21 protein-coding genes are annotated in these 22,278 nt (G+C 75.4%); 7 read left to right on the plus strand and 14 right to left on the minus strand.

Annotated features, from left to right (window positions below; translation table 11 throughout):
- Positions 1 to 106: 106 nt before the first annotated feature.
- Positions 107 to 1,000: an AAA family ATPase gene (locus tag DMP15_RS21615; protein ID WP_062401366.1), complete on the minus strand. Its 894-nt coding sequence runs from the start codon at positions 998 to 1,000 to the stop codon at positions 107 to 109.
- A 99-nt stretch (positions 1,001 to 1,099) separates the two neighbouring features.
- Between DMP15_RS21615 and DMP15_RS21620 the strand changes: the two genes are divergently transcribed.
- Together DMP15_RS21620 and DMP15_RS21625 are read left to right on the plus strand one after the other, a co-directional pair.
- Positions 1,100 to 3,211 (plus strand): RecQ family ATP-dependent DNA helicase, encoded by a 2,112-nt coding sequence (locus tag DMP15_RS21620; RefSeq protein WP_337826378.1) that lies wholly within the window; start codon positions 1,100 to 1,102, stop codon positions 3,209 to 3,211.
- Between the two features lie 171 nt (positions 3,212 to 3,382).
- On the plus strand, positions 3,383 to 3,976 hold the full coding sequence (locus DMP15_RS21625; protein ID WP_337826379.1) for a hypothetical protein: 594 nt from the start codon (positions 3,383 to 3,385) through the stop codon (positions 3,974 to 3,976).
- A 206-nt stretch (positions 3,977 to 4,182) separates the two neighbouring features.
- Here the strand turns inward: DMP15_RS21625 and DMP15_RS21630 are convergent, their stop codons facing one another.
- From DMP15_RS21630 to DMP15_RS21665, 8 genes are all read right to left on the minus strand, one after another.
- Positions 4,183 to 5,238, minus strand: a complete 1,056-nt coding sequence (locus DMP15_RS21630) for an ABC transporter substrate-binding protein (protein ID WP_083659066.1) — start codon at positions 5,236 to 5,238, stop codon at positions 4,183 to 4,185.
- Positions 5,235 to 6,185 (minus strand): alpha/beta fold hydrolase, encoded by a 951-nt coding sequence (locus DMP15_RS21635; protein WP_073578046.1) that lies wholly within the window; start codon positions 6,183 to 6,185, stop codon positions 5,235 to 5,237. Before DMP15_RS21635 ends, DMP15_RS21630 begins: the two co-directional genes overlap by 4 nt.
- On the minus strand, positions 6,182 to 7,219 hold the full coding sequence (locus DMP15_RS21640; protein WP_337826380.1) for an amidohydrolase family protein: 1,038 nt from the start codon (positions 7,217 to 7,219) through the stop codon (positions 6,182 to 6,184). The genes DMP15_RS21635 and DMP15_RS21640 overlap by 4 nt, the downstream gene beginning before the upstream one ends.
- Positions 7,216 to 8,319, minus strand: a complete 1,104-nt coding sequence (locus tag DMP15_RS21645) for an amidohydrolase family protein (RefSeq protein WP_073578048.1) — start codon at positions 8,317 to 8,319, stop codon at positions 7,216 to 7,218. The genes DMP15_RS21640 and DMP15_RS21645 overlap by 4 nt, the downstream gene beginning before the upstream one ends.
- On the minus strand, positions 8,316 to 8,810 hold the full coding sequence (locus tag DMP15_RS21650) for a Rieske (2Fe-2S) protein (RefSeq protein WP_073578049.1): 495 nt from the start codon (positions 8,808 to 8,810) through the stop codon (positions 8,316 to 8,318). The genes DMP15_RS21645 and DMP15_RS21650 overlap by 4 nt, the downstream gene beginning before the upstream one ends.
- Positions 8,811 to 8,880: 70 nt before the next feature.
- On the minus strand, positions 8,881 to 9,831 hold the full coding sequence (locus DMP15_RS21655; RefSeq protein ID WP_073578050.1) for a LysR family transcriptional regulator: 951 nt from the start codon (positions 9,829 to 9,831) through the stop codon (positions 8,881 to 8,883).
- Position 9,832: 1 nt separating this feature from the next.
- Positions 9,833 to 11,344, minus strand: a complete 1,512-nt coding sequence (locus DMP15_RS21660) for a sensor histidine kinase (RefSeq protein WP_073578051.1) — start codon at positions 11,342 to 11,344, stop codon at positions 9,833 to 9,835.
- 15 nt (positions 11,345 to 11,359) lie between these two features.
- The gene (locus DMP15_RS21665; RefSeq protein WP_073578052.1) at positions 11,360 to 11,776 is read right to left on the minus strand and encodes an ATP-binding cassette domain-containing protein; all 417 of its coding nucleotides are present in this window, start codon (positions 11,774 to 11,776) and stop codon (positions 11,360 to 11,362) included.
- Between the two features lie 211 nt (positions 11,777 to 11,987).
- On the opposite strand from DMP15_RS21665, the gene DMP15_RS21670 reads away from it, so the two are divergent.
- From DMP15_RS21670 to DMP15_RS21690, 5 genes are all read left to right on the plus strand, one after another.
- Complete coding sequence (locus tag DMP15_RS21670) at positions 11,988 to 12,995, plus strand: ABC transporter substrate-binding protein (RefSeq protein ID WP_337826381.1); 1,008 nt, start codon at positions 11,988 to 11,990, stop codon at positions 12,993 to 12,995.
- 63 nt (positions 12,996 to 13,058) lie between these two features.
- Complete coding sequence (locus DMP15_RS21675) at positions 13,059 to 13,463, plus strand: nitroreductase/quinone reductase family protein (RefSeq protein ID WP_062404411.1); 405 nt, start codon at positions 13,059 to 13,061, stop codon at positions 13,461 to 13,463.
- Positions 13,464 to 13,541: 78 nt separating this feature from the next.
- Positions 13,542 to 16,433, plus strand: a complete 2,892-nt coding sequence (locus tag DMP15_RS21680; protein ID WP_337826382.1) for an ATP-binding protein — start codon at positions 13,542 to 13,544, stop codon at positions 16,431 to 16,433.
- Positions 16,434 to 16,567: 134 nt separating this feature from the next.
- Positions 16,568 to 17,104 (plus strand): DUF4333 domain-containing protein, encoded by a 537-nt coding sequence (locus tag DMP15_RS21685; protein WP_337826383.1) that lies wholly within the window; start codon positions 16,568 to 16,570, stop codon positions 17,102 to 17,104.
- Positions 17,105 to 17,107: 3 nt separating this feature from the next.
- The gene (locus tag DMP15_RS21690) at positions 17,108 to 17,485 is read left to right on the plus strand and encodes a hypothetical protein (protein WP_337826384.1); all 378 of its coding nucleotides are present in this window, start codon (positions 17,108 to 17,110) and stop codon (positions 17,483 to 17,485) included.
- Between the two features lie 168 nt (positions 17,486 to 17,653).
- Here DMP15_RS21690 and DMP15_RS21695 read toward each other — a convergent pair whose 3' ends face one another.
- From DMP15_RS21695 to rplU, 5 genes are all read right to left on the minus strand, one after another.
- The gene (locus DMP15_RS21695; RefSeq protein ID WP_337826385.1) at positions 17,654 to 18,892 is read right to left on the minus strand and encodes a methyltransferase domain-containing protein; all 1,239 of its coding nucleotides are present in this window, start codon (positions 18,890 to 18,892) and stop codon (positions 17,654 to 17,656) included.
- Positions 18,893 to 18,916: 24 nt separating this feature from the next.
- Complete coding sequence (gene proB / locus DMP15_RS21700) at positions 18,917 to 20,029, minus strand: glutamate 5-kinase (protein ID WP_073578057.1); 1,113 nt, start codon at positions 20,027 to 20,029, stop codon at positions 18,917 to 18,919.
- A 7-nt stretch (positions 20,030 to 20,036) separates the two neighbouring features.
- Positions 20,037 to 21,536, minus strand: coding sequence for a GTPase ObgE (gene obgE, locus DMP15_RS21705; protein ID WP_073578058.1), 1,500 nt, complete (start codon positions 21,534 to 21,536; stop codon positions 20,037 to 20,039).
- 120 nt (positions 21,537 to 21,656) lie between these two features.
- Positions 21,657 to 21,914: a 50S ribosomal protein L27 gene (rpmA, locus tag DMP15_RS21710; RefSeq protein WP_020624745.1), complete on the minus strand. Its 258-nt coding sequence runs from the start codon at positions 21,912 to 21,914 to the stop codon at positions 21,657 to 21,659.
- A gap of 12 nt (positions 21,915 to 21,926) precedes the next feature.
- On the minus strand, positions 21,927 to 22,232 hold the full coding sequence (gene rplU / locus DMP15_RS21715; RefSeq protein ID WP_020624746.1) for a 50S ribosomal protein L21: 306 nt from the start codon (positions 22,230 to 22,232) through the stop codon (positions 21,927 to 21,929).
- Positions 22,233 to 22,278: the final 46 nt, after the last annotated feature.

The following is a 22,278-nucleotide window of genomic DNA, read 5'->3' on the forward strand; positions in this document are numbered from 1 at the left end:
ACTCGCGCCACGCGTCCCGGTTACGCCCGGTGCCCCGATCGATCCGATCTTCACTCCATAGGGGTGCAGACCTTGACAGTCGATCAGCGGTGCGTGACTGGGCCGTTCAGTTCAGCCGCAGCTCGGCGGCGGCCTTGTCGGCGTCCGAGCGGTGCTTCAGCACGACACCGAGGGTGGCGCGGACGGCGTCGTCGTCGAGGGTGTCGAGGCCCAGGGCGAGCAGGGTGCGGCCCCAGTCGATCGTCTCGGCGACGCTGGGGGCCTTGCGCAGCTCCATCGCGCGCAGCACCCGCACGGTGCGCACCAGGGCGTCGGTGAGCTGCTCGGTCAGCTCCGGGACGCGGGTGAGCACGATCCGCCGCTCCAGGTCGGCGTCGGGGAAGTCCAGGTGCAGGAACAGGCAGCGGCGCTTGAGCGCCTCGGACAGCTCACGGGTGGAGTTCGAGGTCAGCAGCACGAACGGGCGCCGGTTCGCGGTGACCGTGCCCAGCTCGGGGATGGAGACCTGGAAGTCGGACAGGACCTCCAGCAGCAGGCCCTCGACCTCGACGTCGGCCTTGTCGATCTCGTCGATCAGCAGCACGGTCGGGTCGGTGCGCCGGATCGCGGTGAGCAGCGGGCGCGGGAGCAGGAACTCCTCGGAGAACACGTCGTCGCGGGTGGCGTCCCAGTCCGCGCCGTCGTCACCGCGCTGACCGGCGGTGATCCGCAGCAGCTGCTTGGCGTGGTTCCACTCGTAGAGCGCGCGGGCCTCGTCGATGCCCTCGTAGCACTGCAGGCGGACCAGCCCGGACTCCGTCGCCGCGGCCACGGCCTTGGCCAGCTCGGTCTTACCGACGCCTGCGGGGCCCTCGACGAGCAGCGGCTTGCCGAGCCGGTCCGCGAGGAACACCGTCGTCGCGACGGCGGTCGAGGCCAGGTAGCCGGCGTCGGCGAGCCGGGCGGTCACGTCCGCCACGGAGCCGAAGACCGGGCGGTGGGCGGGGCTGTCGGACGACACGCGATCATCCTGCACGCCCGGCCCGCCGCGCGTCGGACGGGTGGCCCGGCTCACACCCCGGCGGCCCGCGTCGGGTCGTTGTCGGGGGTCGGGTCCACCATGGGTGCCGTGACCACCGCATCGAGCACCGACCTGCGCGAGCGCGCCGAGACCGTCCTGCAGCAGCTGGCCGGCCCGCAGGCCCGGCTGCGCGAGGACCAGTGGAGGGCGATCGAGGCGCTCGTCGCCCAGCACCGCCGCGCGCTGGTCGTGCAGCGCACCGGCTGGGGCAAGTCCGCGGTCTACTTCGTGGCGACCGCGCTGCTGCGCGCTCAGGGCGCCGGGCCGACGGTGATCGTGTCGCCGCTGCTGGCGCTGATGCGCAACCAGATCGACGCCGCGATCCGCTCCGGGATCGTGGCGGTCACGGTGAACTCGGCGAACGCCGACGAGTGGGACGCGGTCTACGCCGACATCGCGAACGGCGACGTCGACGTGCTGCTCGTGTCCCCGGAGCGGCTCAACAACCCCGACTTCCGGGACCGGGTGCTGCCGGAGCTGGCGGCGAGCGCGGGGATGCTGGTGGTCGACGAGGCGCACTGCGTCTCCGACTGGGGCCACGACTTCCGCCCGGACTACCGGCGGCTGCGCACGCTGATCGCCGAGCTGCCGTCGGGGATCCCGGTGCTGGCGACCACGGCGACGGCGAACGACCGGGTCGTCACCGACGTGTCCGAGCAGCTCGGCATGGGGCGCGACCAGCAGGACACACTGGTGCTGCGCGGCTCGCTGGACCGCGAGTCGCTGCGCCTGGCGGTGGTCCGGCTCCCGAGCCCGGCGCGGCGACTGGCCTGGCTCGCGGCCAGGCTCGACGAGATGCCCGGCGCCGGGATCGTGTACACGCTCACCGTCCAGGCGGCCGACGACGTCGCCGAGTTCCTGCGCGAGCGCGGTGTCGCCGTGCGCTCCTACTCCGGGCGCACCGACCCCGAGGACCGCCTGGCCGCCGAGTCCGACCTGATGGAGAACCGGGTGAAGGCCCTGGTCGCGACCTCCGCGCTGGGCATGGGCTTCGACAAGCCCGACCTCGGGTTCGTCGTGCACCTCGGCGCGCCCGCCTCGCCGGTCGCCTACTACCAGCAGATCGGCCGTGCCGGGCGTGCCTTGGACCGGGCCGAGGTGGTGCTGCTGCCCGGCCGCGAGGACCGCGACATCTGGGCCTATTTCGCGTCGCTGGCGTTCCCGCCCGAGCCGCTGGTCCGCCAGACCCTCGCCGTGCTGTCGGACCGGCCGCAGTCCACCGCCTCGATCGAGACCCGGGTCGACCTGTCCCGCACCCGGCTGGAGATGCTGCTCAAGGTCCTCGACGCCGACGGCGCTGCGAAGCGGGTCAAGGGCGGCTGGGTCGCGACCGGCCAGGAGTGGGTCTACGACACCGAGCGACACGAGCGCGTGAACTCCGCCCGCCGGTCCGAGCAGCAGGCGATGCTCGACTACATCGCGACCACCGAGTGCCGGCTGGTGTTCCTGCGCCGCCAGCTCGACGACCCGGACCCGACGCCGTGCGGGCGCTGCGACACCTGCACCGGCACCGTCTGGTCCGACGAGGTGTCCGCCGACGGCGAGCAGGCCGCCGCCGAGCGCCTGACCCGGCCCGGGATCGAGGTCGCGCCGCGGAGGATGTGGCCGTCCGGGATGAAGGACATCGGGGTCCCGCTGTCCGGGAGGATCGGCGCGGGCGAGCAGGCCGCGTCCGGCCGGGCGATCGGACGGCTGTCCGACATCGGGTGGGGCACCCGGCTGCGCGAGCTCGTGACCGGCGGCGACGACCCGGTGCCGGCCGACGTGCTCGACGCGCTGGTCCGGGTGCTCGCCGGGTGGGGCTGGGAACAGCGCCCGGTGGGCGTGGTCGGGATCGGCTCACGCACCCGCCCGCACCAGCTCGACCACCTCGCCCGGCGGATCGCCGAGATCGGCAGGCTGCCGCTGCTCGGCACCCTGTCCCCCGCCGGCGAGCGCCCCGCGGCGACCGAGAACTCCGCCCAGCGCCTGGCCGCGGTGTGGGAGGGGCTCGACAGCGCGACCGTGCCGGACCTGTCCGGGGTGGACGGGCCGGTGCTGCTGGTCGACGACGTCGTCGACTCGGGCTGGACGATGACGGTCGCCGCGCGGGCGCTGCGGCGGGCCGGGGCTCCGGAGGTGCTGCCGCTCGTGCTGGCCGTCGCCGGGTGATCGGCGGCCGGCGCTTCCCCGGCCGGGCCGTCCCGGGCGGTGCCCCGTCCGCCGGAGGATGCGGCCACCGCGACGAACGACGTAGCCGGACCGGGTCAGCAGCGGCTCGCCCGGGCCGGAGACCGCTCCTAGGCTCGGCGCCGTCGCCGTTCCGCCGGAGGAGGAGCACCCATGAGCCGCTCCTTCGCCGACCCGGTTCCCGGCTCGCTGTTCGGCCGCCGGTTCGTCGTGGTGCCCGGGACCGTCGGCGACGACGACCTCCGTGCGCTGAGCGCCGAGGCCGCGGCGGACGGACGGATCTGCGGCCTCGTACCGCCGCGCCGCCCGGTGACCTCGGACGTCGCACAGCGCCTCGCGCGGCTGGCGGAGTCCCGGCACCTCGCATCACCGTTCGCCCCGACCGAGGTCGGCTGGGTGACCCGGCATGCCACGGAGCCCCGCCGGGAGCGGCGCTTCTACCTGGGCTGCACCGCGTGGGTGGTCCTCGCCGGAGGCGGGACGCTCACCGAGCACTCCGAGCCTGACCGGGCCGAGGTGCTGCACCGCAGCCGGATCGCGGTCGGCGACGTCGTCCTGCTGCGGGGGTGGAGCCCGCTCGGCGTCGCCGACCCGCGGCCCTACCTGCGGATCGCGCCCGACGGGCGGCCGGTGGCGCTGATGCGGGTGCGGCAGAACCTGGTCGGCTCGGCCCGCGAGTCGGCCTGGCTGCCGCTGCTCACCGCCGCGGAGATCGCCGAGGCCCGCACCCGCGCCGCCGCCTGCTGACCGGACCGGACCCGCTCGGCTCGGCTCGGCTCGGCTCGGCTCGGCTCGGCTCGGCTCGGCTCGGCTCGGCTCGGTACAGCGTCACCGAGATGCGGCTCAGCGGGGTCCCCGGCACCCCGGAGCCCGCTGAGCCGCATCTCGGCGCCCGGACACCGCGGCCGGGCCGGCGGACGGGCGGCGAGAGCAGCGGGCGGTGTGGTCCGGGGTCAGCGGGCGGGAGCCGGGGTCAGGGTCGTGTCCAGCCAGGCGGCCGGGTCGAGGCCGGGCGGGAGCTGACCGATTCCGACGATCTCGTCGTAGGCGGCCTGCCAGCGCTGCGGCGAGATCCCCAGCAACGTGTCACCGGAGGTGTAGGCGTCCACGTAGGCGGCCAGCGCGGCCTTCGCCACGTCCGGATCGCCCAGCGCGGGGACCTCGTACTCGGAGTCGATCAGCCGCATCGTCTCGGCGAAGCCGTTGGCCTCGTCGTCGACGATGAACTGCATGGCCTCCTCGACGGCGGAGGCGTAGCGCTCCAGCCGGTCGCGGGTCTGCGGGTCGGCCATCTGTGCGGCGGAGGTGACGTACATCTGGGCGCCGGCGTCGATGTCCTGGTTCGGGTCGTAGACCACCGTCTCGGGGCGGGTGTGGTCGAGCAGCACGGAGGTGTCCAGCGACACGATGTAGGAGTCGACCCGGCCCGAGGTCAGGAGGTCGAACACGCCGGGGCTCAGCCCGACGACCTGACGCGACACCTCCTCCGGCGGCACCCCGGCGGACCCGGCCACCAGGTCCAGGGTGATCGAGCTGGTGCCGCCCTCCGACGGGGTCCCGACGAGCCGGCCGCGGAACTGCTCGGCCCGGGTGACCGGAGAGGCCTCGGTGGAGATCATCCGGATGGTGCCGGTGTGGATCGGCTCGCCGAACGCGAGCAGCGGTGCGTTGCGTTCACCGGCGGCGATCATCGTCTCGATGTCGCCGATCCGGGTCAGCTGCGCGCCGCCGGCGAGCACCGTCTGGATCGCCGGAGCGGAGCCCTGGGTGGCCTCGAACGTGACGTCCAGCCCGCGCGCCTCGAACAGTCCCCGGGTGTCGGCGATCATCTCCGGGGCGAACGACAGGCTCTCCATCGGCAGCACGTTGAGGAAGGTGACCGGCTCGCCGGCGTCACCCCCGTCGTTCCCGCCGCAGGCGGCCAGTACCGCACAGACGGCCAGTACCGCGGCGCAGGTCCGGCCCACGCGGCGGGCTCCCCGGACGCTCCTGGTGGATGTGGTGGTCATGGCTCACGTCTCCTCGCGTCGTTGCGATCCGTGGCGGTCCCGGGTTCCCCGGTTGCTCGTCGACGGAGTCGGTACCGGCTGGTCGTGGGGAGGAAGGCGGCCAGCTCCGCCCGAACCCCGTCGGGTGCCTCCTCGGCGAGCAGGTGACCGGCGTCCAGTGCCCGCCCGGTCGCGGCCGGGGCCCAGACCCGCCAGTCCTCCAGCACCGCCGGTGCCCGCCCGAGCGGGCCGCGGCGCCCCCACAGGACGAGTGTCGGCGCGGTGATCGTGCGCCGGCCGCGGTCGGCCTCGTCGTCGGCGGCGTCGACGTCGAACCCGGCCCGGTAGTCCTGGCACATCCCGTGCACCACCTCCGGGCGCGCCCACGCCGACGCGTACGCGGCGAGCGCCGCCGGGTCGCAGACCTCCGCCAGACCCCGTCCGAGGATCGCGTCGGGCTCCGCGGCCACCAGCCGCTCCGCCAGGTCCGCCGGTTGCGACAGCAGGAACCAGTGGAACGCCCCCCGGGCGAACCCGGCGTCGGCGCGGGCCAGCACGTCGGCCGTCGGGAGGACGTCCAGCACCGCCAGCGCGCTCACCGCGCCGGGGTGGTCCAGCGCCATCCGGTAGGCGCAGCGGGCACCCCGGTCGTGCCCGACGACGGCGAACCGCTCGTGCCCGAGGGCCGCCATCACCGCCACCAGGTCGGCGGCCATCGTCCGCTTCCCCGACACCGCGACGGCGGCGCCCGCCGGGAGTGCGCTGTCGCCGTAGCCGGGCAGGTCCGCCAGCACCAGGGTGCGGCCGTCGAGCAGGCCGGGGGCCACCCGGTGCCACATCACCGACGTCTGCGGCCACCCGTGCAGCAGCAGCACCGGCGGGCCCTCCCCCGCCTGCCGGACCCGCACGGTCCCCCCGGACGGCGTCGGGACGTCCTGCGGGCTCCCCGGCAGCCCGATCCCGCTCACCCGAGCCGGTACCACGCGGCGGCCGTCCAGCCGCGCACCGCGGCCAGCTCGTCGCCGTCCAGCACGGCCGCGAGCCGGTCGGCACCGGGCCCGTGGTCGTGCGGGTGGTCCCCGGCGTGCATCAGCAGCTCGGGGCCGAGCAGGTCGACCGCCTCCCGGGCCTGCACCGGGTCGGACGGCAGGTGGATCGGCGCCGTGGTGAACCGGACGTGCTCACGGACGATCTCCGACGGCGGCCGGTCCACCCAGGGCACCTCGCGCCAGACGCCCTTCCAGTCCTTGTCGAACCGCCACAGCAGCGTCGGGAGCCAGGTCGAGCCGCACTCGGCGACGGTGACCCGGAGTCCGGGGAGCTCGGCGAACACGCCCTCGGTCACCAGGCTCACCAGCTGCCCCTGCGCGACGACGTTCCCGTTGGCCAGGTAGTCCTCCAGGTAGCTGTGGGTCATCCCGCTCGACGACGGCGCCTGCCCTGCACGCCCCCACGCGTGCAGGGTGACGACGAGACCGTGCTCCGCGGCGGCACGCAGCACCGGCCGGTTCCCGACGTTGCCCCAGCGGGTGTCGTTGCGGACCGGCAGCAGTGCGGTGACGACCTCCGGCCGGTCGCCGATCCGGTGGATCTCGGCGACCGCGGCGTCGACGTCGAGGGTCGGCACGACCATCGCCACCCGCAGCCGCGGGTCGTGGGCCTGCCACCGTTCCAGGAGCCAGTCGTTGAGCGCCCGGCAGAGCGCCGCCTCGTAGTACGGGTTGCGGTTGGTCTGGAAGGTGCTGGTGCAGGTCAGGATCGCGAGGTCCGTGCCGTCCGGGGAGAGCACGCGCTCCCCCAGCTCGCCGACCTCGGACAGCGGCCGGCCACCCGGGCCGATGCCGGGCGGGTAGGCGCCGCCCTGGGTCGGCGACAGCGACACCCCGCCGTCGGCGGTGTAGTCGCGCCAGTAGGGGTCCATGTGCGCGACCACGTCGGACAGTGTCGACGGGACACAGTGGACGTCGGTGTCGACCACCACCCCCACCACCGGGGCGCTCACGACACCACCCGCTCGGGCAGGCCGTAGAGCCGGCAGGCGTTCGATCCCATGATCGGCTCACGCAGGTCGGCCGGGAACAGCCGGGGCGCCGCCGTCGGCGAGTCGAAGTCCCAGTGCGGGTAGTCCGAGGCGAACATGATCCGCTCGCCCAGGCCGAGATGCCGGATCACCGTGGCCAGGTCCGCCGGGTCGCGCGGCTCCTCGATCGGCTGCGTGGTGAACCACAGGTGCTCACGCAGGATCTCCGACGGCGGCCGGTCCAGGTGCGGGACGTCCTCCCGCAGCGCCGCCCACCCGTCGTCCAGCGACCAGATCAACGGCGCCGCCCAGGCCAGCCCGCCCTCCACACAGACCACCTGCAGCTCGGGGAACTCGGTGAGCACGCCCTCGCAGAGCAGGCTGGTGACCAGCGCGCCCATCATGTTGCCGTTCCAGACGTGCTCCTCGAGGTAGAACGACGGCCAGCCCGCGCCGCGGTGCTGCTCCAGCCCGCCGGTGTGCGCGGCGATCGGCAACCCGGCCTCGGCGGCGGCCGCGTAGATCGGCCAGTACCGGCGCCTGCCGAACCCGGACTCGCCACCGGTGGCCAGCAGTACCTGGCAGAACCGCGGGTCGCCCGAGCGCCTGCGGATCTCCGCCGCGGCCAGCTCCGGGGACTCCAGCGACACCGCGATCGACGACCGCAGCCGCGGCTCGCGGTCGAGCCAGCACTCGGCGACCCAGTCGTTGAGAGCCCGGCACAGCGACGCGGCGAACTCCGGGGTCTCGGCGCCCCAGCTGTGCGACTGCAGCGGGATGAGCACGCCGTGGTCGATGTCGAACTCGTCGAGCAGCTGGTCGCGGACGAGCTGCAGGTCGCTGCCCGGGAAGGCGCCCTCCGGCCAGGCGTCCAGCCGGTAGCCGGAGTTGCGCACCCGCGGGTAGACGTCCGGCGGGGCGGGGACGCGGCTGCCGAACAGCTCGTAGCGGCGCCGGGCGGCCGGGTCCAGGCGCGGCATCAGCTCGCCGGGCGGGCAGGCCGGGTGGATGTCGGTGTCGACGATCGTGAAGCCGGTACGCCGGCGGGCCGGCGCCGCGGGCGCCTCGGGTGCGGTGGTCACGAACTCTCCCCCTGGCTCGGAACGGTGCGGGCGGGCCGCGGCGTGGTGTCGACGACGACGTGGTCGCCCGAGCCGAACCGCTCCACCGTCACGTCGAAGGTCTCGGCGACGAACGGGCCGGGCCTGCGCTCCCCGGGCGCGGGCTCCGCAGTGGACACGTCGGCGGGCTCGACACTCACCTCGTAGCTCCGGGCCGGCGGCTCCCCCGGGCCGAGGAACGACTGCCCGGTGGCCAGGTCGTACTCCCAGCCGTGCCAGGGGCACGCGATCAGGGCGTGCTCGTCGTCGCGCTCGTACCGTCCGGGTGTGCTCGACCGGACCCGCGCCTGCGTGCGGCCCTGGCACAACGGTCCGCCCAGGTGGGGGCAGTGGTTGTTGAGCGCGTAGAACCGGTCACCGACCCGGAAGACCCCGATGGAGCGCCGTCCACGGGTCACGATCCTTCGTTCGCCGGGCGGGAAGTCGTCCACCCGGGCCACCACGATCCGCATGCTCCCGACGCTATGTCGCAGGTCACCCCGGACGGAAAGAGGAAGTTCGGATGCGGATCATCCACCGCGTCTATGGACCGGGGCGCAACGAGCGCGAGGCGGTGTCCAGCATCGCGCGCAGCCAGGTGTGCGCGGCGTCGTCGGAGCGCAGCCGGTGCCACCAGAAGATCTCCACGATCGGCGGCGGGTCCCCCGGGCAGGGAAGGATCCGCAGGTCGGGACGGTCGGCGAAACCGGCGGCGAGCCGACCCTGCATGACCGCGACCCGATCGGTCCCGGCGACGAACCACGGGGTGGCCGCGTAGCTGTCGACCCGGACCGCCACCCGCGGCCGGGTGCCGAGCATCGCGAGCAGGGGCGCGAGCGGGGAGCTCGCCGGGTACTGCGGGTCGGGCTGGTTCGGGATCACCCACGGCAGACGTTCGAGGTCGGCCAGCTCGATCCGGTCCCGCACCGGGTTCTCCGCGTCGACGACGCACACCCAGCGGTCCCGGAACAGCTCCTGGCCGCACAGCTCGTCGACCTTGAACTCGGCCTTCGGCGCGGAGATGATCCCGTCCAGCGTGCGCAGCGTCTCCGGCAGGTCGCCGGGCAGCCTGCCCTTCACGACCGGGACGTGCAGCCGTACCCCGGGTGCGGCCTCGTGCACCACGCGCGACAGCGACTCGCCCATCGCCGCCAGGACGTAGTCGGTGGTCATCACCGTGAACTCGTGCTCGGAGATCTCCGGCCGGAACGGCTCCTCCGGCGCGAACAACCGCTCCAGACCGAGGCAGAGCGGCTCGACCTGGAGGGCGAGCCGGCGCCCCAGCGGGGACAGAACGTAGCGGCCGCGGGTGCGTTCGAGCAGGTCGTCGTCGAAGTGCCTGCGCAGCCGGGCGAGCGCGGCGCTCGCCGCGGGCTGGGTCACCCCGACCCGCTCGGCCGCCCGGGTGACGTTCTGCTCGCGCAACAGCTCGCGCAGGATCACCAGCAGGTTCAGGTCGACGTTGGCCAGCGCGGCCGTCGCGGAACGGGGCACCTCAGGTCTCCTGCTCGTCCAGGCCCGCGACCGGGAGCACGGTCCGGACCGTCCAACCGCCGTCCGGGCGCGGGCCCGCCGAGCAGGCGCCGCCCCACCGTTCGGCCCGCTCACGCATCGACACCAGCCCCAGGCCGCCGGGCACCCCGGCCGGCGGATCCGCGGGCCGGGTCCCGGACCCGTCGTCGGCGACCTCCACCACCAGGTCGCCGTCGCAGCGTTCGATCCGCACCCGCACCGTGTCCGCCCCGGCGTGCTTGACGGCGTTGTGCAGGGCCTCCCGGACGGTCCGGTAGAGGTCGTCGGCGACCCCTGGGCCCAGCCGCGGGTCCTCCGGGGCGACGACGTCCACCCGCAGGCCCGTCCGGGACCGCACCTCGGAGGCGTGCGTGCGGACCGCCTCCACCAGGTCACCGTCACGCGGTGCGGCCGGGTGCATCTCGCGCACCAGCAGCCGCAGGTCGTCCAGCGCGTCGGCGGACATCGCGGACAGCTCGGTCGCGGCGCCCAGCACGCGGGCCGGGTCCGGGTCGGAGCGGTCCAGGCGACCCTGCAGTGCCGAGACCTGCATGCGTATCGAGAACAGCTGCTGCACCACCGAGTCGTGCAGGTCCCGGGCCAGCCTGCGGCGCTCCGCCGTGCGGGCGTCGGATCGGGAACGGGCCACCAGCCGGGCGGTGTCCACGGCGACGGCGGCGTGCGCGGCCATCGCCTCTAGGAACGCCAGCGACGACGGGTCCGGTGCCTCGTCCGGCTCGTAGTAGGCGTTGATCACGCCGACGGTGGTGCCGCGGACGACCATCGGCATCGCGACGAACCCGTCCCAGTCCGGCCGGTCCATGATCTCGTGCAGCGGCTCCCACGCCGGGTCCGCCATGATCGCCGCCCGGCGGTGCGGGACGACGACCGCCTCGCCCCGCGTGTACGCCTCCAGGAACCGGATGTCCGCGCCGCCCTCCCGGCAGGCCCGCAGCCGCCGGACGAAGTCGGCTGCCGCGCCGAACCCGGCCATCCCGAGCACCTGCAGGTCGGCCGCCGGGTCGTCGACCGCCAGGATCTGGGCGGCCGCGATGTGCGCGGTGCCGATGATCTCGCGGGCGATGGCGTCCAGCGTGCGAGCCAGCGACCCCGCCTCGGCGACCCCCGAGGCGGCCCGGACGATCGCGGTCAGCCGCTCCTGCCGGGCCAGCAGGTCGGTGACGTCGCTGAACCACACGGCCAGGCCGCCGGTGCCGTCCGGCGCGGCCCGGTACCGTAGGTCGCGGGCCGACCCGTCGGCCCCGGTCCAGCGCACCGTCCGCGTCCCGCACGGGCCCACCGGGGCGGGGACGAACGGCGCCCGGACGCCTACGAGCTCGTCGGCCGGGCGGCCGAGCAGCCGGAGGGCGGCCGGGTTCAGCGAACGGAACCGGCCGTCGGCGTCGAGCAGGACCAGGCCGTCCGCACACACCGCGACGAGCGCGGCCGCTCCCGGCTCGTCGCGGTCGGGGACGGTCGTCACATCGGTGTGCACCGCACCATCATGCGGTCACTCGCCGCCCGGTTCGAGCGTCTCGCCGGGATAGCCGATCTCGATCCGCTCCTCGGGGACGCCCGGCGCCGAGTGCAGGACGGCTCGCATCATGTCCTTCGGGACGAGACGGTCCGCGCAGGCGTCCGGTCCGACGCTGATCAGCTCGTCGACGCGGCGGGCGCGCAGCGGCGGTGCCCCCCGGTAGCCGACCAGTGGCTCGGCGACCAGCTCGGCGACCCGCCGGCGCGGGTTCAGCGAACCGAGCGGATCCTGGTAGACCATCTGCAGCGACCGCCGGGCCCGCACCAGGTCCCGCCGCCGCAGCCCCATCAGGTCGACGTCCTGGAACTCGATCTCGCCCGACTGCGGGCGCGGCGCCTGGATCAGCGACCGGGCCGGCGTGGACTTGCCGGAACCGGTCTCGCCGACCACCCCGACGTCGTCGAGGGACTCCAGGAAGGCACGGACCCCACGGCGGACGACGGCGTGGTCGTCGTCGACGAGCTGCCCCGCTCCCCGACCGGCAGGATCGAGATCGCCCGGGCCAGGGAGCCGGCCGGAGCAGTTCCGTCCGCCGGGTGAGACTTCCTCGCCGCGCCCGTTCTCTGATAGAAGGTGAGCCTCACCTAATCCGAGGAGAACGATGAGGCCCCGTGGAACCACGCTGCTCGCGGCGCTGCTCGGTGCGGCCCTGGTCCTGACCGGCTGCGGTGCGTCCCCCGGCGGCACCGGCACCGCCCCGGCGACGCCGTCCGACGGGGCCGCGTTCCCGGTGACCGTCCGGCACGCCTTCGGCGAGACGACGGTGCCCGCACCCCCGCAGCGGGTCGTCGCGCTGGGCATGAACGACCTGGCCGTCGCCCAGGCCGTCGGCGCACCGGTCGTCGGCGCGGTCCGCAGCTCCGGCGACAGCGGTCCCGTGCTCCCCTACCTCGACCCCCTCCCGCCCGAGGTGCTGGCGATCGAGCCCGACGGGACGCTGCCGCTGGAGCAGATCGCGGCGTTCCGGCCCGACCTGGTCCTCGGGGTCTCGGCGTTCCAGATCAGCGACCGGGCGGGCTACGAGGCCCTGTCGCGGATCGCGCCGACCGTCACCTACGCCGAGGGCCTGTACACCTCCTCCATGCAGGACGACGCCCGCCAGATCGGTCGGGCGCTGGGCCGCGGGGACGCCGTCGAGACGCTGATCGCCGAGGCGGACCGCCGCATCGCCGAGACCCGTGACCGGCTGCCCGGGCTCGTGGGGAGGACCTACCTCTACGGGCAGGCGCGCGGGGAGATCCTGCCGATGGTGGTCGGCGAGCAGAACCAGTCCACGGTGTTCCTGCGGTCGCTGGGTCTGGAGGTGCCGGCGTCGTTCCGGGAGGCGCCGGCGAGCGACGCGCTGGCCCCGGGCACGGTGGGGGTGTCCTACGAGGAGGTCGGCAGGCTGTCGGAGGCCGACCTGCTCCTGATGACCTTCGCGGGGGCGGGCGACCGCGCGAGGTTCGAGGGCGACGAGCTGGTGCGCCGGGTGCGCGCGGTGCGGCAGGGCACCTACACACCAGTGACACTGGACCAGGCCATCGCCCTGCAGGCGCCGAACGTGGTGTCTGTGGGCTGGCTGCTCGACGGGCTGCAGCCCGCGCTGGAGAAGGTCGCGACGAGCTGACGAGCCCGGCTACCCGCCGGTAGGCTCGGGGTCGTGAACCCACCCGACATCGCCCTCAAGGCCATGAACGCGGGCCACCGTCTACTGATCCGGCTGACCGGTGGGAAGGTCGGCCACTCGGCGATGGGGATGCCCGTGGTCGAGCTGACCACCCGCGGCCGGCGCTCCGGCGAGCCGCGCACGGTGCTGCTCACGGCACCGGTCCACGGTGACGGGAGCTACGTCGTCGTCGCCTCCCGGGGCGGCGACGACCGCCACCCCGCCTGGTTCCTCAACCTGCGTGCGGACCCGGACGTCGAGGTCGCCGTGCAGGGCGGGCCACGCGTGCCCATGCGCGCCCGGATCGCCGACCCGGCCGACCGCGCGACGCTCTGGCCGCAGATCGCCGGGAAGTACCGCAACTACGCCGGCTACCAGCGCAGCACCACCCGGGAGATCCCGCTGGTCCACCTGGAGCCGCGCGGCTGACCGGCCACGCATCATCAGAGCAGATGATTCCGGAGATCCGGATCATCTTCGTGGGGTCGGGGTATGTCCGGTCCTGCCGTGCCTGCGGAGGCGGTCTCCCCGCAGGCGTCGTCACTGCAGCTCTCGGTCCTCGGTGGTGTGCGGGCGAGCCGTGACGGCGACGACCTGGCGCTCGGCGGGCCGCGCCCGCGGGCACTGCTCGCCGCGCTCGTCGTCGCGGCCGGGCGTCCGGCCACCGAGGACCTGCTCATCGACGCCGTCTGGGACTCCGAACCCGCCCCGGCCGCGAAGCAGGCGCTGCACACCTACGTCGCCCGGCTGCGCGGTGTCCTGGAGCCCGGCCGCTCGGCCCGCGGGGCCGCGACGGTGCTGGTCCGCGGCAGCGGCGGCTACGCCCTGGCCGTCCGGCCCGAGCAGGTCGACGTGTGGGCGATGCGCGAGCTCGCCGCCCGCGGCGCGACCGCGCTGGCGCAGCGACGCCCGCACGAGGCGGTGTCCGTGCTGGACCTGGCGCTGGCCACCGGCGACGGCACCCCGTTCGGCGACCTCGCCGACCGCGCCTTCCTGGCCGCCGAGGTGGCCGCGCTGACCGAGCTGCGCGCCGGGATCCGCGAGGACCGGGCCGCCGCCGCGCTCGCCACCGGCGAGGACGTGACGCTGCTCGACGACCTGGCCGCGCTCACCGCCGAGTACCCGCTGCGCGAGCGCGCGTGGGAGCTGCGGGCCCGCGCGCTCTACCGCGCCGGGCGCCAGGCCGACGCCCTCGCCGTCCTGCGGACCGCGCGGGACCTGCTCGCCGAGGAGCTCGGCGTCGACCCGGGGCCCGGCCTCGCCGCGACCGAACGGGCGGTGCTCGCCCACGACCCGGAGCTGCTGCAGCGGGCCCCCGCCGCCGACGCCCCGGCGCCCGCCGCCGGGGCCACCCGCAGGCCGCTGCCGGTGCCGTCGACGGCGCTGCTCGGCCGCGACGACGACCTCGCCGGGCTGCGCGCCGCCCTCGACGCCCACCGGCTCGTCACCGTCGTCGGCCCCGGCGGGGTGGGCAAGACCCGCGTCGCGCTGGCCGTCGCCGCCGACGCGGGCGGTCCGGTGTGGTGGACCGAGCTCGCCGACCTCGCCCCGGGGACCTCCGGCGCGCTGCTCGCCCCGGTCGTCGCCGAGGCCGCCGGGGTGCTCACCGCGCAGGGCGCCGACCAGCTCGCCGCCGCCCTGGCCGGCACCCCCGGCCTGCTGGTGCTCGACAACTGCGAGCACGTCCTCGACGCCGTCGCCGAGCTGCTCACCACGCTGCTGCCCGCGTGCCCCGGTGTGCGGGTGGTCGCGACCAGCCGCGAGCCGGTCGACCTGCCCGGTGAGCAGCTGCTGGACCTCGCGCCGCTGTCCCCCGCCGCGGCCGAGCAGCTGTTCCTGGACCGCGCGTCGGCCGCGGCGCCCGGCGTGGCCCCCACCGGCGACGACCGGGCCCGCGTCGCCGAGGTCTGCGCCCGGCTCGACGGGCTTCCGCTGGCCGTCGAGCTGGCGGCCGCCCGCAGCCGCACCCTGTCGGTCGGGGAGATCGCCGACGCCCTCGACGACCGGTTCTCCCTGCTCGTGGGGGCCGGCCGGGGCACCCCCGCCCGGCACCGGAGCCTGGAGCACACCATCGCGCTGTCGGTCGACGACCTCGGCCCGTCCGATCGGTGGCTGTTCGGGGCGCTGTCGGTGTTCACCGGCGGGTTCGACGCGGCCGCGGCCGCCGACGTCGCCGGGGTGCCGGTCCGCGACGGGCTGGCCACGCTCGTCGCGAAGTCCCTGGTCGGCGTCGACACCGGCGCACCGGGCCCCCGCCGGTTCGCGCTGCTGGAGTCCCTGCGTGCCTTCGGCGACACCCTGCTCGACGACGCCGCGCGCACCGCGGCCCGCACCGCGCACCGGCGCTGGGTCCTCGGCGTCGTCACCGAGGCCGACGCCGCCTGGCTCGGCCACGACGCGGCCCGCTGGTTCGGGCGGGTCCGCGCCGAGCAGCCGAACGTGCGGGCCGCGTTCGGGGCCGCGCTCGCCGACGGGAGTACCGCCGCGGTCGACGACGCGTTGCGCCTGGCCGGGGTGCTGGGCTGGTACTGGTACCGCTTCGGCCGGGTCGCCGAGGGCATCGGGTGGGCCACCGCCGCGCTGGCCGCGGCCGGGCCGGACGCCGACCCGGAGGCCGTCGGGCTGGCGCACTTCGCCTCCGGCCCCCTGCGCTACCTGGCCGGTGACCCGGCCGGTGCGGCCGCCGACGTCGCCGCCGGGCTGGAACGGATGGACCCGGCCCGGCACCCGACGAAGGTCGCCCGCGGGCTCGCGTTCCGCGCCTACCTGGCCGCGGCGGCCGACCCGGCGGCCGCACAGGCCCTGCTGGGCGAGGCACTCGCGGTCTCGCGCGCGGCCGGGGACGGCCCCGGTGAGTCCGAGACGCTCATGGCCGCCGGGCACCTCGCGCGCCTCGGCGGGGACACGGCGTCGGCGCTGGACGTGCTGCGGTCCGCGGTGGCCGTCGCGCGGCGGGCCGGGCACGGGTTCGCCGACGGGTCCTCGCGCTGGCACCTGGTGAAGACCCTGCTCGACCGCGGCGACCCGGCCGCGCTGGACGAGGCGGAGTCGCTCGTGCGGTTCCTCGGTGGCGAGCCCGACGTGACGTCCTGGCTGGTCGCGGTGCACACGCTCGCGGGCGCGCTGGGACAGTCCGGCGACGGAGCGCGGGGCGCCCGGCTGCTGGGGGCGGTGTCCGCGGTCGGCGGCGAGGTCGGCTACCGGCCCGAGGAGATGGACCCGCAGGACTCCGAGCGCAACGCCGCCCTGGTCCGGGCCGCGCTCGGCGGCTCGGCGGAGCGGTACGCGGCCGCGTTCACCGAGGGCGTCGCGGGCGGGCGGGCGGCGATCGCCGCGGTCCTCGACGAGCTCGGTGACGGCGGCACCGTCGCCACCCGGATGGTGGGCCGGAGCGCCTGAGCCGCGCTCCGCGGGACCGCGTGCAGGCCCCTGCAAGGCCGCTGCAAGTGGAGTGCCAGTGGCCCACCGCAGAGTTCGTGGTGTTCGCCCCACCGGCCGCCCGGGCCGCCGGGGCCGCCACCCGAGGAGACACCATGAACGCCACCCTGCGCAGCCTCGCCCGGCTCGGCCTGATCGCTGCGGCGACGAGCACCGTCCTGTTCGGCACCACGGCCTGCAGCCTCGCCTCCGTCCCGGCGGACAGCGTCGAGCAGCAGATCGTCAGCAAGCTGGGTGCGCAGGGCGTCTCCCTCGACAACGGGAAGGCCGACTGCGCCACCGACCTCGACGCGACCGTCGGGGCGAGCCGGACCTGCGAGTTCCACTCCGGTGGCCAGCCGGTCGGCGCCGTCGTCACCGTCACCGCCGTCGACGGGGACAACGTCTCCTTCGACATCACCACCGAGCCCCGCCCGGTGCCGAAGGCGCTGCTGCAGGACACCGTCGGCTCGCTCGTCGCGCAGAACGCCGGCGTCCCGATCGACGCCACCACCTGCGACGGCGACCTCGCCCCCACCACCGGCCAGGCCGTCGGCTGCCGCGTCACCTCCGGCGAGGACTCGATCGACGTCCGCGCGACCGTGACCGAGGTCCAGGGCGGTCTGGTCAACTTCGACGTCGAGCAGGTCTGAGCCGTGCGGACCGCGACCTGGCTCTCCGCGCTCGCACTGGTCCTCGTCGCCGGCGCCCCGCTGACCGCCTGCTCGACCGGGCCGGAACGGCAGGTGTGCGGGGTCCTGGAGGCCGACGGCGACGACTACCTCGAGGTGGACCCGGCCGCCTGCCCTGCGCCCGAGGCGGTCGTGTCACCGGCCGGGCCGCGGTGGGTACCGGTGTCCGCACTCGACGACGGCCACGACCACCACCGCACGGTCGTCGCCCGGTCCCCGGGCACACCGCGGACCACCGTCGCGCGGACCCCGGCCCCCCGGGCGACCGCGGCGCCGCGGACCACGACGAGGACCACGACGAAGACGACGACGAGTCCGAAACGGACGACCCGGTCCCGGTGAGCACCGTGCCCCGGTCACCGCGGGCCGGCCGCCGGCGGGCGCGGGGTCCGCCGGCGGCCCGCCCGGGGACGCCGGGTGGGCCGGGGCACCGGGCCACGGGCTCCGCGCCGCCGCAGCGGTGCGGGACCGTGTCGCCCCGGGCCCGGCTCCGGGCCGTGTCCCCGCGTGTCAGGCCGAGGCCGGGCCCCAGCGCAGCGTCAGCCGGGTACCCGCGCCGTCCACCACCACGCCCGCCGGCCCGGCCCGGTCCACAACGGACCCGCGCTCCGCACCGCCACCGGGACCGGCGAGCGACGGGACGACCGCCTCGATCCGCAGGTCCGCCGCGTGCGGCCGGCCCGCGTCGACCCACCCCGCGACCAGCCCGGCCAGCCGTTCGGCGGCGCGGTCACCGTCCGGCCCGCAGGCCCGCACCGTCGCCTCCGGGTCCGCCAGCAGCACCGCGCACCCGTCGCCCGCGACCAGGCCCAGCGTCGCGCGGACACCACCGAGGTCGAACAGCGCCGGTGCCGCCCCACCCCCGGCCGGGCCGAACAGCCGCACCACCCCCGGGTCCGCGACCGCGCACCACAGCCCGAGCCCGTCCCACAGATCCGCCACCGTGCCCGCCGCTGCCACCGGCCGGTCGGAGCCCGCACCCGTGGTCGCGCGGGCCAGCGCCCGCGGGTCCGGGACGTCGGCGTCATCGGAGCCGCAGGCGGGCTGCACCCGCCACCGGCCGTCCGGCAGCGCGACCTCGGCGCCCGGGTCGGCACCCTCCCCGCGCAGCCGGACGAACGCGCAGCTGCGCACCGACCGCGAGTGCAGCCGTCCCGGAGCGGTGTGGGCGAACGCCACCGACAGCTGGCTGCCGCGCACCGTGAGCGGCAGCAGCAGCCGGCCGCCGGGCGCGAGCTGGGCGGCCCACTCCGGCCGGACGCCGGTGGAGCCGACGGTCAGCTCGATCCGGTCGTAGGGCGCCGCGGGCGGGTACCCGAGCGCCCCGTCCCCGACGACGACGTCGACGTCGTCGTACCCGGCGGCGTCCAGGTTCGCCCGGGCCCCGGCGACCAGGTCGTCGTCGATGTCGAGGGTGGTCACGGCCCCGTCCGGACCGACCAGCTCCGCCAGCAGCGCCGCGTTCCAGCCGGCCCCCGCACCGATCTCCAGCACCCGGTGTCCCGGCCCGGCCTCCAGCTGTTCCAGCATGATCGCGACCATCGACGGCTGGGAGACCGAGCTGACCGTCACGCCGTCGTCGACCTTGATCGGGACGGCGACGTCGGCGTAGGCCCCGCCGGGGTCGAGGGCCGGCAGGAACAGGTGGCGCGGCACCGTCTCCAGTGCCGCGCGGACCGCGGGGGTGCGCACCCGGCCGTCGCGGACCAGGGACGCGACCAGCGCGGAACGGGCGCGGTCGGCCGACATGCGGGCATTGTGCCCTGCCGCCGTCTAGAGCAGAACGAGGTCGTCCGCGTGGACGAGCTCGCGCCGCTGCTCGGGCGGCAGCTCGCGGGTCCGGCGGCCGATCATGTGCGGCAGCTCGGTCGCGTCGTAGGAGACGACACCCCGTGCGATGGCCCGCCCACCGGGGGCGAGCAGCTCGACGACGTCGCCGGCGTCGAAGTCACCGGACACGCCGTGCACCCCGGCGGCGAGCAGCGAGCGGCGACGGCGGCGGACGGCCTCGACCGCGCCGTCGTCGAGGTCGAGGGCCCCGCGGACGTCGGCGGCGTGCCGCAGCCAGAACCGGCGGGCACCCATCCGGGTCCCGGCGGCGCGGAACACGGTGCCGACCTCCGGGCCGTCCTCGGTGGTGGCCAGGGCATCGGCGATCCGGTCGGCGGAGGTCAGCAGCACCGGGATCCCGGCCGCCGACGCCATCGCGGCCGCCTCGACCTTGGTGGCCATGCCGCCGGTGCCCAGTCCCGACCCGGGGCGGGTGACGCTGACCCCCGCGAGCTCGGCCGGGTCGTCGACCTCGGTGATCAGCGACGTCCCGGGGTCGCGCGGGTGGCCGTCGTAGAGGCCGTCGACGTCGGAGAGCAGCACGAGCGCGTCGGCGCCGACGATGTGCGCGACGAGCGCGGCGAGCCGGTCGTTGTCGCCCACCCGGATCTCGGCGGTGGCGACGGTGTCGTTCTCGTTGACCACCGGAAGCGACCCGAGCTGCAGCAGCCGCTCCAGCGTGCGCTGGGCGTTGCGGTAGTTCGAGCGGCGGATCATGTCGTCGGCGGTGAGCAGCACCTGCCCGATGCCCTGCCCGTGCCGGGCGAACGACGCCGAGTAGGCGTGGGCGAGCAGCAGCTGCCCGACCGACGCGGCGGCCTGCTGGGTCGCCAGGTCACGCGGCCGGCGTCGCAGCTGCAGCGGCGCGAGGCCGGCCGCGATCGCCCCCGAGGAGACGAGCACGACCTGCGCACCGGCGGCGCGACGCCCCACCAGGGCGTCGACCAGGGCGTCGAGCCGGGCCGGGTCGAGACCACCGGTCAGGCTCGTCAGCGACGACGACCCGACCTTCACCACGATCCGCTTCGCCGCACCCAGTGCGGCGCGCGTGCTCACGCGGGTCTCACTCCTCGATCTCGTGGTCCGACGAGTAGCGGGCGCCCGCGGCGAGCTCGGCGTCGGACAGGTGGTTCCGGCGCGCGCCCCGGGCGCGCTTGCGCTCGGCGGCGCCGACCCGGTCGTTGCCCTCCAGCCGGATGTCGGTGCCGCGCCCGGTGAGCAGGGCGGCGACGCCGGCCGGGGTGGACGGCTCCCAGTCGAAGGTGACCTGGCCGACGGTGACCGGGCAGCCGGGGACGGCTCCGGCCTTGGCGAGCGCCTCCTCCACGCCGAGCCGGGCGAGCCGGTCGGCGAGGTAGCCGACGGCCTCGTCGTTCTCGAACGCGGTCTGACGGATCCACCGCTCGGGGCGCTCCCCGCGCACGATGAACCCGCCGTCGAGCTCCGGGTCGGGCGTGATGGTGAAGCCGGTGTCGTCGACGGCGCGCGGGCGCAGCACGATCCGGCTCGGCTCGGCCTCCGGGCGCGCGGCACGGGCCGCGGCGACCCGCTCGGCCATCGCGAAGCTCAGCTCCCGCAGCCCGGCCCGGGACGCGGTGGAGATCGCGTACACCGGCCAGCCGAAGCGCTCGGTCAGGTCCTCGCGGACCATGTCGACCAGGTCCGCGGCGTCCGGGACGTCGATCTTGTTCAGCGCGACCAGACGCGGGCGCTGGTCGATCCGCTCCCCCAGCGCGCTGGTACCGAGGGCCTCGGCGTAGTGCGCCAGCTCGGTCTCCAGTGCCTCGATGTCGGACACCGGGTCGCGCTCGGTCTCGAAGGTCGCGCAGTCCACGACGTGCACCAGCACCGAGCAGCGCTCGATGTGGCGCAGGAACTCCAGGCCGAGGCCGCGGCCCTCGGCGGCACCCGGGATGAGGCCGGGGACGTCGGCGACGGTGAAGGTGTCGTCCCCCGCGCTGACCACGCCGAGCTGGGGCACGAGGGTGGTGAACGGGTAGTCGGCGATCTTCGGGCGGGCCGCGGACAGGGCCGCCACCAGCGAGGACTTGCCCGCGCTGGGGAACCCGACGAGGCCGACGTCGGCGAGGCTGCGCAGCTCCAGGGTCAGCTCGACCTCGTCGCCGGGCTCACCGAGCAGCGCGAAGCCGGGGGCCTTGCGGGCGGCGGAGGACAGCGCGGCGTTGCCGAGCCCGCCCCGTCCGCCCTCGGCGGCGACGAACCGGGTGCCGACACCGACCAGGTCGGCGACGACCTCGCCGCCGGCGTCGAGAACGACGGTGCCGTCGGGGACCCGCAGCTCCAGGTCCGGGGCGTTCGCGCCCTGCTTGAACGCACCCTGCCCCTGGGTGCCGTTCTTCGCCTCCGCACGGGGGCGGTGGTGGTAGTCGAGCAGCGTGTGCACACCCGCGTCGACGACGAGCACGACCGAGCCGCCCCGGCCGCCGTTGCCGCCGTCGGGGCCGCCGAGCGGCTTGAACTTCTCGCGGTGTACCGAGGCGCAGCCGTTGCCCCCGGCACCCGCGGTCGCGTGCAGCACGACGCGGTCCACGAACCGGGACATGACGGTGCTCCTGTCGTTGTCGTAACCGCGGCGGGGCCGCGGTGGGTGGTGACACGACGAACGGCGGGCCCCCCGTTACCGGGGTGACCCGCCGTCGGCGTCGCTGTGCTGGCGGGTCGCTCAGACCTCGGCCGGCACGATGTTCACGGTCTTGCGGCCGCGCTTGGAACCGAACTCGACGGTCCCGGCGGCGAGGGCGAACAGCGTGTCGTCCTTGCCGCGCCCGACGTTGACACCCGGGTGGGTGGCGGTGCCGCGCTGACGGATGAGGATCTCGCCGGCCTTGACCGACTGGCCGCCGAAACGCTTCACACCCAGGTACTGGGCGTTGGAGTCGCGACCGTTACGGGAGCTGGACGCACCCTTCTTGTGTGCCATGACGCGGGCTCCTTACTTGCCGATCGCGGTGACCTGGACCTTCGTCAGGGGCTGACGGTGCCCCTGACGCTTGTGGTACCCGGTCTTGTTCTTGAACTTGTGGATCCGGATCTTCGGACCCTTGGTGTGCTCGACGACGGTGGCCGTCACCGCGGAGGTGAGGCCGCTGGCGTCGGTGGTCACCTGGTCGCCGTCGACGAGCAGAACGGCGGGCAGAATGATCTCGGCGCCGGGCTCACCGTCGAGCTTCTCGACGGTGACCACGTCGTCGACGGCCACCTTGTACTGCTTGCCGCCGGTCTTGACGATCGCGTACATCGCTGACGCACGACTCCTGAACATCGGGGGCGCATCTGGTGCGCTC

This window comes from Pseudonocardia sp. UM4_GMWB1 (assembly GCF_017312155.1).
GTDB classification, from domain to species: domain Bacteria; phylum Actinomycetota; class Actinomycetes; order Mycobacteriales; family Pseudonocardiaceae; genus Pseudonocardia; species Pseudonocardia alni.

Bases quoted from the DNA above. Each gene is read 5' to 3' on its own strand.
- DMP15_RS21695 (WP_337826385.1), bottom strand. From the start codon at position 18,892: ATGTCGGCCGACCGCGCCCGTTCCGCGCTGGTCGCGTCCCTGGTCCGC.
- DMP15_RS21675 (WP_062404411.1), top strand. From the start codon at position 13,059: ATGAACGCGGGCCACCGTCTACTGATCCGGCTGACCGGTGGGAAGGTC.
- rplU (WP_020624746.1), bottom strand. From the start codon at position 22,232: ATGTACGCGATCGTCAAGACCGGCGGCAAGCAGTACAAGGTGGCCGTC.
- rpmA (WP_020624745.1), bottom strand. From the start codon at position 21,914: ATGGCACACAAGAAGGGTGCGTCCAGCTCCCGTAACGGTCGCGACTCC.
- DMP15_RS21625 (WP_337826379.1), top strand. From the start codon at position 3,383: ATGAGCCGCTCCTTCGCCGACCCGGTTCCCGGCTCGCTGTTCGGCCGC.
- DMP15_RS21650 (WP_073578049.1), bottom strand. From the start codon at position 8,810: ATGCGGATCGTGGTGGCCCGGGTGGACGACTTCCCGCCCGGCGAACGA.
- DMP15_RS21620 (WP_337826378.1), top strand. From the start codon at position 1,100: ATGGGTGCCGTGACCACCGCATCGAGCACCGACCTGCGCGAGCGCGCC.
- DMP15_RS21670 (WP_337826381.1), top strand. From the start codon at position 11,988: ATGAGGCCCCGTGGAACCACGCTGCTCGCGGCGCTGCTCGGTGCGGCC.
- obgE (WP_073578058.1), bottom strand. From the start codon at position 21,536: ATGTCCCGGTTCGTGGACCGCGTCGTGCTGCACGCGACCGCGGGTGCC.
- DMP15_RS21685 (WP_337826383.1), top strand. From the start codon at position 16,568: ATGAACGCCACCCTGCGCAGCCTCGCCCGGCTCGGCCTGATCGCTGCG.
- DMP15_RS21630 (WP_083659066.1), bottom strand. From the start codon at position 5,238: ATGACCACCACATCCACCAGGAGCGTCCGGGGAGCCCGCCGCGTGGGC.